At 73.1% G+C, this 15,115-nt stretch carries 13 protein-coding genes; 8 read left to right on the forward strand and 5 right to left on the reverse strand.

Features of this window, described 5'->3' with window-relative positions; genetic code table 11:
• Nucleotides 1–24: 24 nt before the first annotated feature.
• The gene (locus ACH34W_RS18320; protein WP_395962106.1) at nucleotides 25–633 is read right to left on the reverse strand and encodes a TetR/AcrR family transcriptional regulator; all 609 of its coding nucleotides are present in this window, start codon (nucleotides 631–633) and stop codon (nucleotides 25–27) included.
• 60 nt (nucleotides 634–693) lie between these two features.
• Here ACH34W_RS18320 and ACH34W_RS18325 point away from each other — a divergent pair, with 60 nt between their 5' ends.
• The 3 genes from ACH34W_RS18325 (at nucleotide 694) to ACH34W_RS18335 (ending at nucleotide 3,003) form a co-directional block, all read left to right on the forward strand.
• A complete protein-coding gene (locus tag ACH34W_RS18325; RefSeq protein WP_395962107.1) occupies nucleotides 694–1,323 on the forward strand; it encodes a TetR/AcrR family transcriptional regulator in 630 nt (209 codons plus the stop codon).
• Nucleotides 1,324–1,417: 94 nt separating this feature from the next.
• Nucleotides 1,418–1,855 carry a Zn-ribbon domain-containing OB-fold protein gene (locus tag ACH34W_RS18330; RefSeq protein ID WP_395962108.1) on the forward strand — a complete coding sequence of 146 codons (438 nt, stop codon included), beginning with the start codon at nucleotides 1,418–1,420 and terminating at the stop codon, nucleotides 1,853–1,855.
• Nucleotides 1,852–3,003, forward strand: a complete 1,152-nt coding sequence (locus ACH34W_RS18335) for a thiolase family protein (RefSeq protein ID WP_395962109.1) — start codon at nucleotides 1,852–1,854, stop codon at nucleotides 3,001–3,003. The genes ACH34W_RS18330 and ACH34W_RS18335 overlap by 4 nt, the downstream gene beginning before the upstream one ends.
• Nucleotides 3,004–3,016: 13 nt before the next feature.
• Here the strand turns inward: ACH34W_RS18335 and ACH34W_RS18340 are convergent, their stop codons facing one another.
• From ACH34W_RS18340 to ACH34W_RS18355, 4 genes are read right to left on the reverse strand one after another with little or no spacing between them, the layout of a single operon-like run.
• Nucleotides 3,017–4,252 (reverse strand): acyl-CoA dehydrogenase family protein, encoded by a 1,236-nt coding sequence (locus ACH34W_RS18340; protein WP_395962110.1) that lies wholly within the window; start codon nucleotides 4,250–4,252, stop codon nucleotides 3,017–3,019.
• Between the two features lie 26 nt (nucleotides 4,253–4,278).
• Nucleotides 4,279–5,433 carry an acyl-CoA dehydrogenase family protein gene (locus ACH34W_RS18345; RefSeq protein ID WP_395962111.1) on the reverse strand — a complete coding sequence of 385 codons (1,155 nt, stop codon included), beginning with the start codon at nucleotides 5,431–5,433 and terminating at the stop codon, nucleotides 4,279–4,281.
• Nucleotides 5,430–7,991 (reverse strand): putative PEP-binding protein, encoded by a 2,562-nt coding sequence (locus ACH34W_RS18350; RefSeq protein ID WP_395962112.1) that lies wholly within the window; start codon nucleotides 7,989–7,991, stop codon nucleotides 5,430–5,432. The genes ACH34W_RS18345 and ACH34W_RS18350 overlap by 4 nt, the downstream gene beginning before the upstream one ends.
• Nucleotides 7,988–8,641, reverse strand: coding sequence for a MarR family transcriptional regulator (locus ACH34W_RS18355; RefSeq protein ID WP_395962113.1), 654 nt, complete (start codon nucleotides 8,639–8,641; stop codon nucleotides 7,988–7,990). Before ACH34W_RS18355 ends, ACH34W_RS18350 begins: the two co-directional genes overlap by 4 nt.
• A 572-nt stretch (nucleotides 8,642–9,213) precedes the next feature.
• Between ACH34W_RS18355 and ACH34W_RS18360 the strand changes: the two genes are divergently transcribed.
• The 5 genes from ACH34W_RS18360 (at nucleotide 9,214) to ACH34W_RS18380 (ending at nucleotide 15,108) form a co-directional block, all read left to right on the forward strand.
• On the forward strand, nucleotides 9,214–10,182 hold the full coding sequence (locus ACH34W_RS18360; RefSeq protein ID WP_395962114.1) for a TIGR03621 family F420-dependent LLM class oxidoreductase: 969 nt from the start codon (nucleotides 9,214–9,216) through the stop codon (nucleotides 10,180–10,182).
• A 40-nt stretch (nucleotides 10,183–10,222) separates the two neighbouring features.
• Nucleotides 10,223–11,020, forward strand: a complete 798-nt coding sequence (locus tag ACH34W_RS18365) for an SDR family NAD(P)-dependent oxidoreductase (protein WP_395962115.1) — start codon at nucleotides 10,223–10,225, stop codon at nucleotides 11,018–11,020.
• A 270-nt stretch (nucleotides 11,021–11,290) separates the two neighbouring features.
• On the forward strand, nucleotides 11,291–12,802 hold the full coding sequence (locus tag ACH34W_RS18370; RefSeq protein WP_395962116.1) for a sugar ABC transporter ATP-binding protein: 1,512 nt from the start codon (nucleotides 11,291–11,293) through the stop codon (nucleotides 12,800–12,802).
• Between the two features lie 67 nt (nucleotides 12,803–12,869).
• A complete protein-coding gene (locus ACH34W_RS18375) occupies nucleotides 12,870–13,892 on the forward strand; it encodes an ABC transporter permease (protein ID WP_395962117.1) in 1,023 nt (340 codons plus the stop codon).
• Between the two features lie 85 nt (nucleotides 13,893–13,977).
• A complete protein-coding gene (locus ACH34W_RS18380) occupies nucleotides 13,978–15,108 on the forward strand; it encodes a sugar ABC transporter substrate-binding protein (protein ID WP_395962118.1) in 1,131 nt (376 codons plus the stop codon).
• Nucleotides 15,109–15,115 lie beyond the last annotated feature (7 nt).

Here is a 15,115-nt window from a genome sequence, read left to right on the forward strand (position 1 = left end):
CGCCGCCGGCTACTGCGCCGCCTGCTACTGCGGTGCCATCCCCGTGACCTTGTCGGCCAGGGCGACGACCTCCGCCAGGAACGCGCGGTGGCCCAGCCTCTGGTACGTGACGTCCTTGGCCAGCCAGGAGGCGACGGTCGTCTCCAGAAGGGACAGCAGGCCGACGCCGATCACCTCGGCCTCGCCCGCGGCGAGCCGTCCCCGCGCCCGGCGGGTGGCCTTGCTCAGCAGGTCCAGCAGCTCTGTGCGCTGCTGCCGCCGCACCACCTCGACGTCCTGGTTCACGCCCACCGAGGAGATGAAGTAGGTCTTGCCCGCGGCCTCGTGCTGGTCGATCCAGCGCACGACGCCGGTCAGCATCTCGCCCAGCCGCTCGCCCCGCGGCAGCCCGTCGGCGGCCTGCGCCGCGTGGGCGATGAGCGCGGCGCCGAAGCTCTGCACGCCCTCCAGCAGGATCTGGTCCTTGGACGCGAAGTGGTAGTACACAGCCGCCGACGTCATGCCCGCCCGCTCGGCGATGTCGGCGACCGTGACCATGTCGGGCGCCTGCACGGCGAACAGGTCCATGGCGGCGTCGACGACGGCCTGGCGGCGGGAGGGCCGGTGCGCCGCGCGTGGAGCGGAGATGGTCATGGTGTGCCTAGTCTGCCCGCCAGGTGGGCAGCTGTCATCTCGCTGGAATAGGGTCGAGCCGTGACCGAGGCGCAGCAAGAGCAGCGGCAGCCCGCGCATCGTCCGTCGCGGCGGCAGCACATCGTCAACGCGGCCGTGCGGGTGTTCGGGCGGGCAGGGCTTGCCGACGCGAGCATCCAGGAGATCGCCGACGAGGCCGGGGTGGCGGCGACGGCCGTCTACTACCACTTCAGCGGCAAGGAGGAGCTGTTCGACCTCGCCCTGCGCCGGGTCCTGGACCAGCTGGACGAGGTGGTCCGGCGGTCCAGAGCGGACGACGAGCCGGGCGATCCGGAGACCCTGGCCAAGGTGATGGACGCGGTGTGGGACTGGATGGAGGAAAACCCGGACTCCGCCCGCATGTACCAGCTCCACCTGGCCGGAGCGACGGGGCAGGCGCGGGTGATGCGCGAGGAGTTCGAGCAGCGGCACGTGCAGCGGGCCTTCGACTACCTGGCCGACCGGCAGCCGCGCAACGCCCGGTCCGCCGCCGCCCGGCACGCCGCCCAGACGCTGGCCGTCCGGACCATGATCACATCGACGATCTACGTGTCGGCGCTGCGGGCCGAGGGCGGGCCGCTGTCGACCCTGCCGCAGCGTTCGGTACGCCGGGCCCTGCATGACCTCGCCCAGCGCCTGGTGTCCTCCTGACCAGCCGTTTCGCCTGGTAATCCAAGGGCCGTTGCACTAAGGTGCTACTTACTGAAGTTCGTCATCAGTAAGTCCCTGGCCCCGGGAGGCTCCGGTGGACGTTGCGGTCGTGGATCCCGCCCTCTTCGCCGGGACGGTGCCGCCCCGGCTGGCCGGCTCACGCTGTCCCGGCTGCGCGACCGTCACGTTCCCGTCTCGCGGCTCGTGCCCGTGCTGCCCAGCCGGGGCGATGTCCGCGCACACGCTGCCCGAGCGCGGGGTCGTGTGGTCGTGGACGGTGCAGGAGTTCGAGCCCAAGCCCCCGTACCGGCGGCTTGGAGAGGAGTTCGTGCCGTACGCGGTCGGCTATGTCGACCTCGGCGAGGTGATCGTGGAGTCCCGGCTGGACGTCCCCCGCGAGCGGCTGCGGATCGGGCTCCCCGTGCGGCTGACCACGATCCCCGCCCATCTCGGCGAGGACGGCGCCGAGGTGCACACCTTCGCTTTCTCCGCCGACGCCTTCTCCGCCGACGAGGACGGGGAGGTCCGGTGAGCGCCCGAGAGGACGTCTACATCGTCGGGGCGGGCATCCACCCGTTCGGCCGCAACGAGCACGTGGACGGCCTCACGATGGCCGAGCTGGCGTGCCGGGGTGCGCTGGCCGACGCCGGGCTCGCCTGGCAGGACATCGGCTACGCGGTCGGCGGCTCCAACGAGGCCGGCAAGCCCGACACCCTGGTCGACCGGCTGGGGCTCACCGGCGTCCCGTTCGTCAATGTGCGCAACGGGTGCGCGACCGGTGGGGCCGCCCTGGCCACGGCGGCCGGCGCGCTGCGCGCCGGGGAGGCGGGCACGGCCCTGGTCGTGGGGTTCGACAAGCACGAGCGCGGCGCGTTCAGCCGGCCTGCCGCCTCCTACGGCCTCGGCGAGTGGTACGCCACCACCGGGATGATGCTGACCACCCAGTACTTCGCCCTCAAGACCCGCCGTTACCTGCACGAGCACGGTATCCCGGAGGAGACGCTGGCGACCGTGGCCGCGCGGGCGCTGCGCAACGGCGCCCGCAACCCGATGGCCTGGCGGCGCAAGGAGCTGTCCGAGCAGGAGATCATGGACGGCGCCCCGGTGAACCCGCCGCTCACCAGATACATGTTCTGTTCACCGGCGGCCGGGGCGGTGGCGCTCGTCCTGGCCACGGGGGAGCGGGCGCACGACCTGTGCGAGCGGCCGGTCCGGTTGGCGGCGCTGTCGCTCAGAACCCGCCGCTTCGGCTCGTTCGAGGTGTTCTCCCCATGGCTGGCGCCGGAGCCGTACCACAGCCCCAGCATCGACGCCGCCGCCGCGGCGTTCGACCGCGCCGGGGTGCGCCCGTCCGAGGTGGACGTCGCGCAGGTGCAGGACACCGACAGCGGCTCGGAGATCATCCATCTGGCCGAGACCGGCCTGTGCAAGGCGGGGGAGCAGGAGACGCTGCTGCGCGAGGGCGCCACCGAGGTGGACGGCCGCCTGCCGGTCAACACCGACGGCGGTTGCCTGGCCAACGGCGAGCCGATCGGCGCGTCCGGGCTGCGGCAGGTCCATGAGGTCGTCCGGCAGCTTCAGGGCCGCGCTCTCGGCGCGCAGGTGCCCGGTTCGCCACGCGTGGGCTTCACGCACGTGTACGGAGCCCCGGGCGTCAGCGTCTGCACCGTCCTCACTTAGCAGGAACGGGGCATCAGGAACGGGGCAGCTGGGAGAACGCGCCCTTGTCGGCCCGTGGCTCGCGGGGCAGGCCGAGCACCCGCTCACCGATCAGGTTCCGCTGGATCTCGTCCGTGCCGCCCGCCACCCGGTAACCGGGGGCGCCCAGCAGGTGCCCGGTCCAGGCGAACGTGCCCGGCTCGCCGGTGTCGGCGGCGATGCGCGACCCCATCAGCTCGGCGGCGACCCGGCCGGTCAGGGTGAGCGTCTGCGAGGCCATCAGCTTGGTGATGGACGCGGCGGGGCCGGGGCGCCGCCCGGCGGCGGTGGCCCGGGCCACCCGGTCCACCGTGGCGGCGTGCAGGACGGCCCGCACGTGCAGGTCGGCCAGCCGCTGCCGCGCCAGCGGGTCGCCGGTGCGGCCGAGCCGGCGCGCCAGCGCCACCACGTCGCCTGCCGACCCGCCCTTGCGGCGTCTGCCCGCCCCGGAGGCGGACCGCTCGAACGACAGCGTGGCGTTGGCGATCTCCCAGCCCTGGCCGGGCTTTCCGAGCCGCAACGCGTCGGGGACGCGCACCTGCTCCAGGAACACCTCATTGAAGGAGGACCCGCCGCTCATCTGCCGGATCGGCCTGATCGTCAGCCCCGGGGCGTCCATCGGCACCAGGAACGCGGTGATCCCGGCCTGCTTGACCACGTCGGGGTCGGTGCGCGCCAGCACCATTCCGTAGTCGGCGAACCGGGCGCCGGAGGTCCACACCTTCTGGCCGGTGACGACCCACGCGTCGCCCTCGCGCACGGCCTTGGTGGACAGCGCGGCCAGGTCGGAGCCCGCGCCGGGCTCGCTGAACAGCTGGCAGGCCAGCAGATCCGTCCGCTGGAAGGCGCGGGCGAACCGCCGGCGCTGCTCCTGAGTGCCGTAGACGGCGACCGCAGACCCGATCAGCCCCACGGTGACGCTGATCAGCTCGGTGCTCGGCGGCACCGCGAAGGCCGTCTCCTCCTGTGCGAACGCGGACGCGTACGCGGCGGGCAGACCGCGGCCGCCGTGCTCCTCGGCCAGGGTCAGCGCCTGGAATCCGGCGTCGAACCTCGCCCGCTGGTAGGCGCGGACCCGGTCCAGCAGTGCCCGCTCCTCGTCGTCGGGCAGGTTGTGGAAGACGGCGTAGTCGTCCAGTTCCTCGTCATGGTCGAAGCTCTTGGGCGGCAGGGTGGCGGCAAGCCATCGGCGTACCTGCTCCCGCCACTGCTCCAGGGTGGGTGTGGGCATGTCCGCTCCTCGTTCTCGACCGCGCATTACCAGCCCAGCAGCCGGGCGAGCTGTTCGCGGTGATGGGCGGAACCGCCGAGCAGCGCGGCGTCGGCCACCGCCCGCCGGAAGTACAGGTGCGCGTCGTGTTCCCAGGTGAAGCCGATGCCGCCGTGGAGCTGCACGGTCTCCTCGGCCACCCAGGTGTAGGCCTCGCAGCACCAGCTCTGCGCCACTGCCGCGGCCTCCGCCAGGGCAGGCGGGTCGTCCTCGACGGCCACCCCGCGCAGCACCGCCGACCGGGCGGTCTCCACCTGCAGCAGCATGTCGGCGCAGCGGTGCTTGACCGCCTGGAAGCTGCCGATGGCCCGGCCGAACTGGGTGCGCTCACAGGTATAGGCGACGGTCATGTCCAGGCACGCCTGGGCGCCACCGAGCTGTTCGGCCGACAGGGCCACCAGCGCCAGGTCGAGACCTTCGGTGACCGCCGCCGCGCCGGTTCCGCCGACTGTGACGCGGATGGCCGGGGTGTCGTCCAGCAGCAGCATCGCCTGGGAACGGCTCAGGTCGAGGCATGGGGTGGGCTGCGCCGTCACGCCCGGGGCGCCGGCGGCCACGGTGAACACGTCCACGCCGTCCGGCCCGGTCGCCGCGACGACGAACCCGGTGGCGCCGGTGCCGTCGAGCACGAACGGGCTCATCCCGGTCAGTCGCCAGCCGTTCACGGCCGGGTGCGCGGTCACCGCCAGGCCCTCCGGGCGCCATACGCCGTCGGCGTCGGCGACGGCCAGCGCGTGCACCCGCCCCTCGGCCACGTCCTTGAGGGCAGTCGTGGCGAGCGGGCCGCACCGGGCGAGCACCTGGCCCGCCAGCACGGTCGAGCCCAGGAACGGCACCGGCGCGAGCACTCGGCCCAGCTCTTCGCAGACCACGGCCAGTTCGGCCAGGCCACCGACGCCGTACGGCTCGGGCAGGCCCAGCCCGGCGAGTCCCACTTCCTGGGCGAGCACACGCCACAGCCGCTCGTCGTATCCCCGCCCGCTCTCGTCCAGCTCGCGGACGGCCGTCGTCCCGCCCGCGTCGGCACAGACCTCGCGGACAGTGTCCCGCAGAGCCTCCAGCTCCTCGTCGTCCAACGTCGAGGTGCCGGTCTGCGCGGTGCCGGTCTGCGCGGTGGCGGACTGCGAGGTGCCCGTGGTCATGAGGTCCTGTCTTCCTGAGCGGCGCAGGTCGCCTGGGCGGCGGCCAGGCGGGCGATCGGCACCCGGCCGGGTGAGCAGGACACGTAGTCCAGGCCCAGCCGGTCGCACAGCTCGATCGAGGCCGGGTCGCCGCCGTGCTCGCCGCACAGGCCGAGCTTGATGCCCGGACGCACCGCCCGGGCCCGCTGGACGGCGATCTCGATCAGCGCGCCGACCCCGTCGGCGTCGAGCCGCTCGAACGGGCTCGCGGCCAGCAGCCCGCCCGCCACGTACGGCTCCAGGACCCGCCGCTCGACGTCGTCGCGCGAGAAGCCGTAGGTGAGCTGGGTCAGGTCGTTGGTCCCGAAGGACAGGAACTGCGCGGTACGCGCCAGCTCCCCGGCCAGCAAGGCCGCGCGCGGCGTCTCCACCATGCTGCCGATCCGGTACGGGAGGGCGGTGACGTCGATGCCCGCCCGCGCCGCCACAGCCTCGGCGGCGGCGCGGACCTGCCGGGCGGCAGCGGTCAGTTCCTCGGGCAGGCTCACCAGCGGGATCATCACCTCGAGCTCCGGCTCGACGCCCTCGGCGCGCACATCGAGCCAGGCGCCGAACAGCGCCTCGGCCTGAGCCGGGTAGAGCCGGTCGTGCAGCAGGGCCAGCCGTACGCCGCGCACCCCGAGCATGGGGTTGGCCTCGCGCAGTTCCTCGGCGCGCTCCTCGGCCTCGGCGTCGCCGGCGTGGCCGGGCGCGGGCAGGAACTCGTGCATTGGCGCGTCCAGCAGCCGCACGGTGACGGGCCGGGAGCCGATTCCGCGCAGCAGTTCGCGGAAGTCCTCCCGCTGGGCCTCCGCCAGCGCGTCCAGCGCCCGCCGTTCCGCCTCGGGATCGGCGGCCAGGATGACCCGCCGGATCAAGGGCAGCCGCTCGCCGAGGAACTGGTGCTCGGTGCGGCACAGCCCGATGCCCTCGGCCCCGAGCTCCACCGCCGTCCGGGCGTCCCGCCCGGTGTCGGCGTTGGCGCGCACGCCGAGCTTGCGCAGCGTGTCCGCCCAGCCGAGCACGGTCTGCAGCTCGCGTGGCGGACGGGCGGCACTGATCTCGACCGGGCCCGCGTAGACCGCTCCGGTCCGCCCGTCCAGGGCCACCATGTCGCCCTCTCGCAGCGTCTCGCCTCCGGCCGTCGCGGTGCCGGACGCGGCGTCGATCCGCAGCCCGCCGGCTCCGCAGACGGCGGGCACCCCCACGCCGCGCGCCACCACCGCGGCGTGCGAGGCCAGCCCGCCGGCGGTGGTGATCACCCCGGCGGAGGCCAGCATGCCGGGCAGATCGGCCGGCGTGGTCTCTGTGGCGACCAGCACGACAGGGACGCCCTCGTCGGCCCGGGACACCGCCGCGTCGCTGGACAGGACCATCTCACCGCACGCCGCCCCGGCGGAGGCGGGCAGTCCTCGCACGAGTTCGGTCTCGGTGCCGGTCAACCTGAGCCGGGGATGCAGCAACTCCTGCACGTCGGCGGGCCGGACCTGCCGGACTGCCGCGCGCTCGTCGCGGGCGCCCGCGTCGACCAGATCCACGGCCAGGCAGATGTTGGCCAGGGCGGCGGCCCGGTCAGGCCGGGCCGACAGCAGCGCCAGTTCGCCGTCTCGCAACTCGAAGTCCAGGGTGGCGGGCGCCGCGAAGTGCTGTTCCAGCGTGAGCAGCGCGCTCTCCAGAAGCCCCACGCCGCCCGGCACCGCCGACAAGTCCTCGGGCCGGGGTGGGCGGGGCGTGCTGCGGCGCACACCCCGGTAGAACGTGCCAGTGGGACGGAAGGCACCGGTCTCCGCATCGCGGCTGGTGGCAGTGCCGAAGCCGGACAGGTCCCACGGGCCCAGCGCGAGCGCTTGGACGTGCAGTGCCAGCGGCAGGTCAGCGGGCAGCTTCTGGGTGCGCCGCGCGCGCTTGGCCCGTGGTGTCTGCCAGCGGGCCAGCATGGCGCGAGCCGCCACCGAGAGCTGGCCGGCCGGATCGTCGGGAAACGGCGCGGCGGCCTCGGCGGCGATGAGTTCCAGCAGCGCGGGCACCTGCTCGTACGGGTCGGTCACGTCGAGCATCAGGTCGTCCATCGCCGCCCCGGCCACGCCCAGGCCGTGCTCTCCGATGCTGCGCAGCATCGCCGCCCACACCTCGTGCAGCACCTGGTCACGTCCGATGACCTTCATCACGGCATCGCGGTTGTGCGGAGCCAGCCCCACCACCGGCAGATCGGGCGGCAGCCCTGCGACCGGGACGGGGGCGCTGGCGGTGAGCCGCACCAGCATCGGACGCTCACCGTGGGCGAGCCGCCGCCCGGCCAGCTGCTGGAGCAGCTCGACGGCGGCCGTGGCGACGTGCGGATCGGTGAGGGACGCGGCGTCGGCGACCGGCACGGTCAGCCCGGCGACCATGGGCAGGCCCAGGGAGATGAGCTCGTCCATCTGGCCCCCGTGCGTGCCGAGCGTGGCGGCGTCCAGCCCGCGGGCGCGTCCCTGCCCGTAGGGGATCAGCCCGTGCCCGAGTGACGTGCCCGCCCAGGACGCCCGGCCGGAGACGCTCAACCGGCGTCCCTGGTTTCGGCGACCAGGCGCTCCTCGAGCTCGGCGTCCTCGGCGCGGCTGACGCCCAGGGCCAGCAGCAGCTCCTGGTGGAGGTGCATCCAGACCGTGTGGTACGAGTCGACCATCGGTGAGGCCATCCAGGAGTGGTCGCCGTCGTCGAGCCGCTCCAGCGCCGCCTCCAGCCGCGTCAGGTATCCGCCGATGCGGGGCAACACCGGTGCCAGCCGCCGCAGCACGGGCGCGACCGCCTCGTGGACGTCGTCGAGGTCGTCTCGGACCGCGGCGTCGTAGGCGGCGTCCGAGTGGTCGTTGGCGCTCCCGTCCGGGCGGCACTGCCAGGTGGTGCACACGTCGCGCAGGCGCCGGTTGATCGGCAGGAACGCCTCGTACAGGGCGCGGACCCGTCGCTCCTCGGCGGAACCGGAGGGCAGCCGCAGCATCTCACCCGCCAGTTCGGTGCCCTGGGGGGTCGGCATCGCCAGCGCACCCTTGATCACCGCGAGCCCCTGCTCGGCCAGGGTCTCCAATTGCGGGGTCACGGGTCCGCGGTGCATCCCGCGGACGGCGAGCTCGACCAGTTCGGCGGAGCAGTCCTCGGCCAGGGGCGTGGCGGACCGGCCGACGCTGCCGGTGGCTGGCATGGCGGGCATGTCGCGCTCCTCTCCGGCCCCGCGGTGGGCCCGGGGCTGGCGGGGTCACGGCACGGGGGCGACGTGACCTGGGTGGGTGGTGGTGGGAATGAGTGACGTGGATTACATCGGGTGGTGAAGGCATCGTGCCGCGTTAGCGAACTCGACGTCAAGAAACTCGTCGCTACTTTTTGGAGGTTCGATCTAGTAAGCAGCCGCGTCCGGAGGGCCGGGAACCATGCGCGTTCCAGGACGTCGGTACTCCATGGAACACCAGGTCGGCGGCCGTGTGCCAGCCTCCCGGCCGACGATCACCGGGAGTGCCGCGGGCGAGGCCGTCGCCGCCGGGCCCGGCGGGGCATGCGCGGCGGCACGGCTCCGACGCGATCGGAGGCGGGTGCGGTGCCCGGGTGCCGAATCCGGATCCCGTCGCACCTCCCAGCCGGAGCCGGCCGCTTGCGGGGCGCCGCCACAAAACTGCGGGAGAAACTGTAGCCATGATAAAGAAACTGGGTCATACTCCCGGCCATGGGAGCTGACCTTCCGCCCGGCCGGACCTCGTCCGGGCGGGCCCGCGCGGCGGAGCGGCGGTCATGAGCGCGCGCCCCTTCCGCTTCGCCTGCCAGGCCTACCGTTCGACGTCCGCGCGGCACTGGCGGGAGCTGGCCCGCCGGGTCGAGGCGCTGGGCTACACGAGCCTGCAGGTGCCCGATCACTACATCGGCCCCGGACCGGCGCTCGACTCCACGGGGCACTCGGTGCAGGTGCTGGCCGCCGTGCCGGCGATCGCGGTGGCCACCGCGGTGACGTCGACGCTGGAGGTCGGCGCCCGGGTTCTGTGCACCGGCTATCACCACCCGGTCGTCCTGGCCAAGGAGGCCGCCACTCTCCAACTGCTTTCGGAGGGCAGGTTCCAGCTGGGACTGGGCGCGGGCTGGCTAGCGGCGGAGTACGACGCCATGGGCCTGCCGTTCCCGAGTGCCGCTGAGCGCATCGACCGGCTCGAAGAGACACTGGAGCTGGTGCGGCAGTGCTTCGCCGGCGGCCCTGTCGACGTGCGGGGGGAACACGTGCACGCCACCGGCTTCACCGCGGTGCCCGCGATCGAGCGGCCACCACCGATCATGGTGGGCGGCGGGGCGCCGCGTGTCCTGAGGCTGGCCGGTGCCCGGGCCGACATCGTGAGCGTCAACTTCAACAACGCCTCCGGCGTCCTGGGGCCGGACAGCGTCGCGTCGTCCACAGCCGAGCAGACCCGGCGCAAGCTGGACTGGGTGCGGTCCGGGGCGGGAGAGCGCTTCGGCGAACTCACGCTGGAGATCGCCGCCTACTTCGTGGCCGTCGAGTCGGGAACGGGCCCCGGTGTCCAGGCGCTGACGGCGCGCACCGGGCTGGACGCCGAACGGCTCCGCGAGTTCCCGCACGCGCTGGTGGGGTCGGTGGACGCGATCTGTGAGGAGCTCGAACGCCGCCGTGCCGAGTACGGCTTCTCCTACGTGACCGTGGGCGAGGCGGTCCTGGACGACTTCGCGCCCGTCGTCGCGCGGCTGTCCGGCCGCTGAGGCCCCCGATCGGTGCTCGTCTGGAAGGGAGCGAAAGCACATGCAGTCCGAGGTGACCTCTCCGGTCGCTCTGGTGACCGGTGCCGGTTCGGGCATCGGCCGGGCGACCGCCGAACTCCTGCTCTCCCGCGGCCACCGGGTCGTCGGCCTCGACCGGGACGCCGCGGCCATGTCCCGGCTCTCGGCCGAGCCGAACGCCGAGACGGTCTGCGGCGACGTCGCCGACGAAGCCGTCAATCTCCGCGCGGTCGAGGTCGCCGAGAGCCGTTTCGGGCGGCTCGACGCCGTCGTGCTCAATGCCGGCATGCCGGGGTCGGGACCCCTCGAAACGCTGGACCTGGACACGGTACGGCGGGTGTTCGCGGTCAACGCCTTCGGCGTGGTGCTGGGCATGAGGTCCGCCCTTCCGGCGCTGCGCCGCGCGGGCGGCGGCTCCGCCGTGGTGACGGCCTCCGTCTCCGGCCTGGGCGGCGAGCCGAACCGCTGGTCGTACGGCATGTCCAAGGCCGGCGCGATCAACCTCGCCCGCTGCCTGGCCGTCGACCTGGCGGTGGAGGGCGTCAGGGTGAACGTCGTCTGCCCGGGGCCGGTGCACACCACCATGACCCGCCGGCTGCGGGAGGCGCAGCCCGAACGCTACGAGGCGCTCCGCCGGGCGGTGCCGCTGCAGCGCTGGGGCGAGGCCGCGGAGGTCGCCGAAGTGATCGCCTTTCTGGTGTCGCCGGCCGCGAGCTTCCTGACCGGCGCGGTCATCCCGGTGGACGGCGGTGTGTCGGCCCGGACCGGCCAGTTCCTCCCACCCGAGCCGGGGACGGCGCCCGTGACCGGCTCGACCTGACCCGAACCACCAGGTAACTAATAGTCGACATCAGTAACTGACCTCGGATTTCACCGCCGGTCTAGGCGAGAGTTCGGCTCGGTCGGCTCGGCCGGGGTGGTCGCCGGGTGGGCGATTCTGTCGTGGTTGATTGAGTTATCCCTGGTGGAGCCTGAAAATTCTCGGCCTCAGCTGATTGCGCGGCCGGTAGTGCCCGGTTACTGTGTCCCACATCACAAACACTAACGGCTCTCAAGTAAGTCGAGCCGGACCGGGATTCCGGGAGGGCGTATGCCGGGACCAGCCCTACGGGTGAAGGGGCTCTCGAAGAGCTTTCCGGGTCAGCGGGCCCTCGCGGACGTCGATCTGGACATCGCCCCCGGTGAGATCCGCGGCCTTGTGGGCCAGAACGGCTCCGGCAAGTCGACCCTCATCAAGGTGCTGGCCGGCTACCACGCCCCCGACCCCGGCGCGACGGTGGAGGTCGCGGGCACGGCACTGCCCCTCGGCGCCCCCGGCGCGGGCGACGCCGCGGGGCTGCGCTTCGTCCACCAGGATCTCGGGCTCGTGCCGACCCTGGACACGGTCGACAACCTCGCCCTGGGCCGCGGCTACGAGACCGGTCCCACCGGGCTCGTCCGCTGGCGGCGGGAGCGCGCGGCGGCCCGCTCGGCCCTGGAACGGCTCGGCTACCACTTCAGCGTCCGGCGGCCGCTGGGCGAGCTGTCGGTCAGCGAGCGCACGGCGGTGGCGGTCGCGCGCGCCCTCTCGCGGCACGCCACGCCGCCGCGCGTCCTCGTCCTGGACGAGCCCACCGCGAACCTGCCGGACACCGAGGTGGAGCGGCTGTTCTCCCTCGTGCGCTCCGTCCGTGACTCGGGAGTCGCCGTGCTGTTCGTCTCCCACCACCTCGACGAGGTCTTCGGGCTCTGCGACACCGTGTCGGTGCTGCGCGACGGCCGGCACGTGGCCACCGTGCCCGTCTCCGGGCTCGAGGAGAACGCCCTGGTGGAACTCATGATCGGGCGCCGGCTGGAACAGTACGACGCCCCGGCCGCCGTCCCCGGCACGGCCGGCGAGGTGGTCGTGACGGTGTCGGAGCTGACCGGCGCGGTGCTGGCGGGGGTCTCCTTCGAGATGCGCGCCGGCGAGGTGGTCGGCATAGCCGGGATCACCGGCTCGGGCAGGGAGGAGATCACCTCGGCGATCTTCGGGGGAGTCCCGCGCGGGGGCACGGTGACGGTCGCCGGGACCGCGCTGCCGCCGTCGCGGCCCGACCTGTCCATGGCGGCCGGGATCGGGCTGGTGCCCGCCGAGCGGCACGCCAACGCCGCGTTCCTCGAACACTCGCTCCGGGAGAACGTGTCGATCGCCGATCACGGCCCGTTCCGCCGGCACGGCCTGCTGAGCCGCGGCCGCGAGAGGAGCGACGTCGCCGCCTGGCTGGAGCGGCTGGACGTCCGGCCGCCCGGGACCGAGCGGCGGCTGGCCGCGCTGTCGGGCGGCAACCAGCAGAAGGTCGTGCTCGCGCGCTGGCTGCGCCGCACCCCGCGCGTGCTGCTCCTCGACGAACCCACCCAGGGCGTGGACGTCGGGGCGAAGGAGGAGATCCACGCCCTGGTCGACCGGGCCGCGGCCGGGGGCGCCGCCGTGGTGGTCGCCAGCAGCGACGACACCGAGCTCGCCCGCCTGTGCGGGCGGGTCATCGTGCTCCTCGGCGGCCGCGCCGCCGAGGAACTGCACCGTCCCGATCTGGATGCCGGCCGGATCACCGCCCTGACCGTCCGCAAGGCGTCCGCCTGAGCCGGCGCGCCGGGCCGTCCGTCACGTTGTCCGAACCGCCGAGCGGCGACAGGGCCGAGGAGTGCACATGACCACAGACGCAGCCGAGCCGAGGACCGATGGCCACGGGCAGGTCGCGCAGAAGTCCCCGGCCCCGCCCGGCCGCCCCCGGCGCATGCCTCACCTTGGCCTCGAGCGCTTCAGCGGCCTGTACGTCTGGGCGGCGGCCATCGCGATCTTCGCCGTCTGGGTGCCGGACACCTTCCTGACCATTGCCAACGCCCGTATCGTGGCGGGCGACCAGGCGATCACCGCGATGCTGGCGATCGGGCTCGTCCTGCCACTGGCGGCCGGGGTCTTCGACCTGTCGTGCGCGGCGACCATGGGGTTCGCGGTCACCGTGGTGATGTGGCTGCAGGTGCACGGGGTCAACGCACTGCTGGCCGCGCTCATCACCGTCGCGGTCGGAGCCGGGATCGGGGCCCTCAACGGGTTCATCGTCGTCGAGCTGCGGGTCAACTCGTTCATCGGCACCCTGGGGGTCAGCAGCGTCCTGGCCGGCGCCGCGTACTGGGTGACCAACGGCCAGCAGATCGTCGAGGGCGTCTCGGTGAACTTCCTCGACTTCGGCGGGTTCCAATGGTGGGGCCTGCCGCTGCCCTTCTACCTGATGCTGGCGCTCGCCGCCGTCGTCTACATCGTCATCGAGCACACCACCGTCGGCCGCTACCTGTACGCGGTGGGCGGCAACCCGCAGGCGGCGCGGCTGGCCGGTGTGCGCGACCGGCGCCTGGTGTTCGGCGCGCTGCTCGCCTCGGCCACCGTGGCCGCCTTCACCGGAGTCGTCCTGGCGAGCAAGCTCGGCTCCGCCTCCTATGACGTCGGCCTGCCCTACCTGCTGCCGGCCTTCAGCGCGGTCTTCCTGGGATCGACCCAGATCAGGGCGGGCCGCGTCAACGTCCTCGGCACGCTCGTCGCCATCTACCTGCTCGCGACGGGCGTGAAGGGACTGCAACTGGCCGGTGCGCCGGTGTTCGTCAACGACCTGTTCAACGGGCTCGCGCTCGTCGTCGCGGTCGCGCTCGCCGGCCGCTCGGCACGCCGCACCTGACCCCGCCGCCGGCCCGGTCCGGCACGCTCCCGCCTTTGTTCCCCCGCCCGCCACGGGGACCACTCACCCCCACGGAAGAGGAGCAATGATCAACTTCAAGCGGCCGCTGATCGCGGCCACCCTCGCGTCGGTTCTGGCGGCGACGGCCGCGTGCGGCGACTCGGACGCGGGCACCGCCGGTACCGTCGACGTCGCCGCCGTGGACCAGGCCAAGGCCGCCGTCGCACAGCTGCTGAAGAATCCCACCGGCATCGAACTCACCGAGCCGGTGTCCAAGCGGCCGCCCACGGGCAAGCTCATCGCCGTCCCGGAGAGCCCGCAGCCGGTCACCCACGTCAAGAACCTCGGCATCGTCGAAGCCGGCAAGGCGCTCGGCTGGCGCGTCCAGGTCATCCCCGAGGGCACCGGCCCCGAGGACGCCGGCACGGCGTTCGACCAGGCGCTGGCCATGAAGCCCGACGCGATCGTCTTCTCCGGCACACCGGTGGCGCTGCTGCGAGCCCAGCTTGAACGGGCCAAGGCCCAGGGCATCCCGGTCCTCGGCGAGAGCATCACCGACCCCGTGCAGCCCGGGATCATCTCCACCTCGCTGGACAGCGTCCCCCAGGTGGCGCAGTACGGGAAGATGGTCGGCCAGTACGTCGCCGCGCACGGCGGCGGCAAGGCGCACGCCGCGGTCTTCACCATCAGCGGCTATCCGATCCTCACCACCTTCACCGACAACTTCAAGCAGGCGCTGACCTCGGCCTGCGCGTCGTGCAAGGTGACGGTGGTCAACCAGCAGATCAGCGACCTGGGCACCAAGACGCCGCAGAGCGTGGTCAGCACGATCCAGCGTGACCCGAGCGTCAACTGGGCGATCTTCTCCATCGGCGACCTCACCCTGGGCGTGCCCGCGGCGCTGCGGGCCGCCGGTCTCACCGGGAAGGTCAAGATCGGCGGGGAGACGCCCTCGCCCGCCAACATCGCGGCGCTCAAGGCCGGCACCGAGGAGGTCTGGACCGGCTTCGCCGCCACGGTCCTCGGCTGGCGCGACGTCGACATGCTGGTCCGGCACTTCAACGGCGACAGCCTCGACACCGCCAACAAGACCCTGCTGCCGACCCAGCTCATCACCAAGGACAACGTCCGGTCGGTCCCGCTCGACTCGGGCGGCTACTACGTCGGCTACCCGGGCTACGCCGACGCGTTCACGAAGCTCTGGAAGATCGGCTGACCCCCGG

The sequence above is a fragment of the Actinomadura sp. 6N118 genome (assembly GCF_044326415.1).
GTDB lineage: Bacteria > Actinomycetota > Actinomycetes > Streptosporangiales > Streptosporangiaceae > Spirillospora.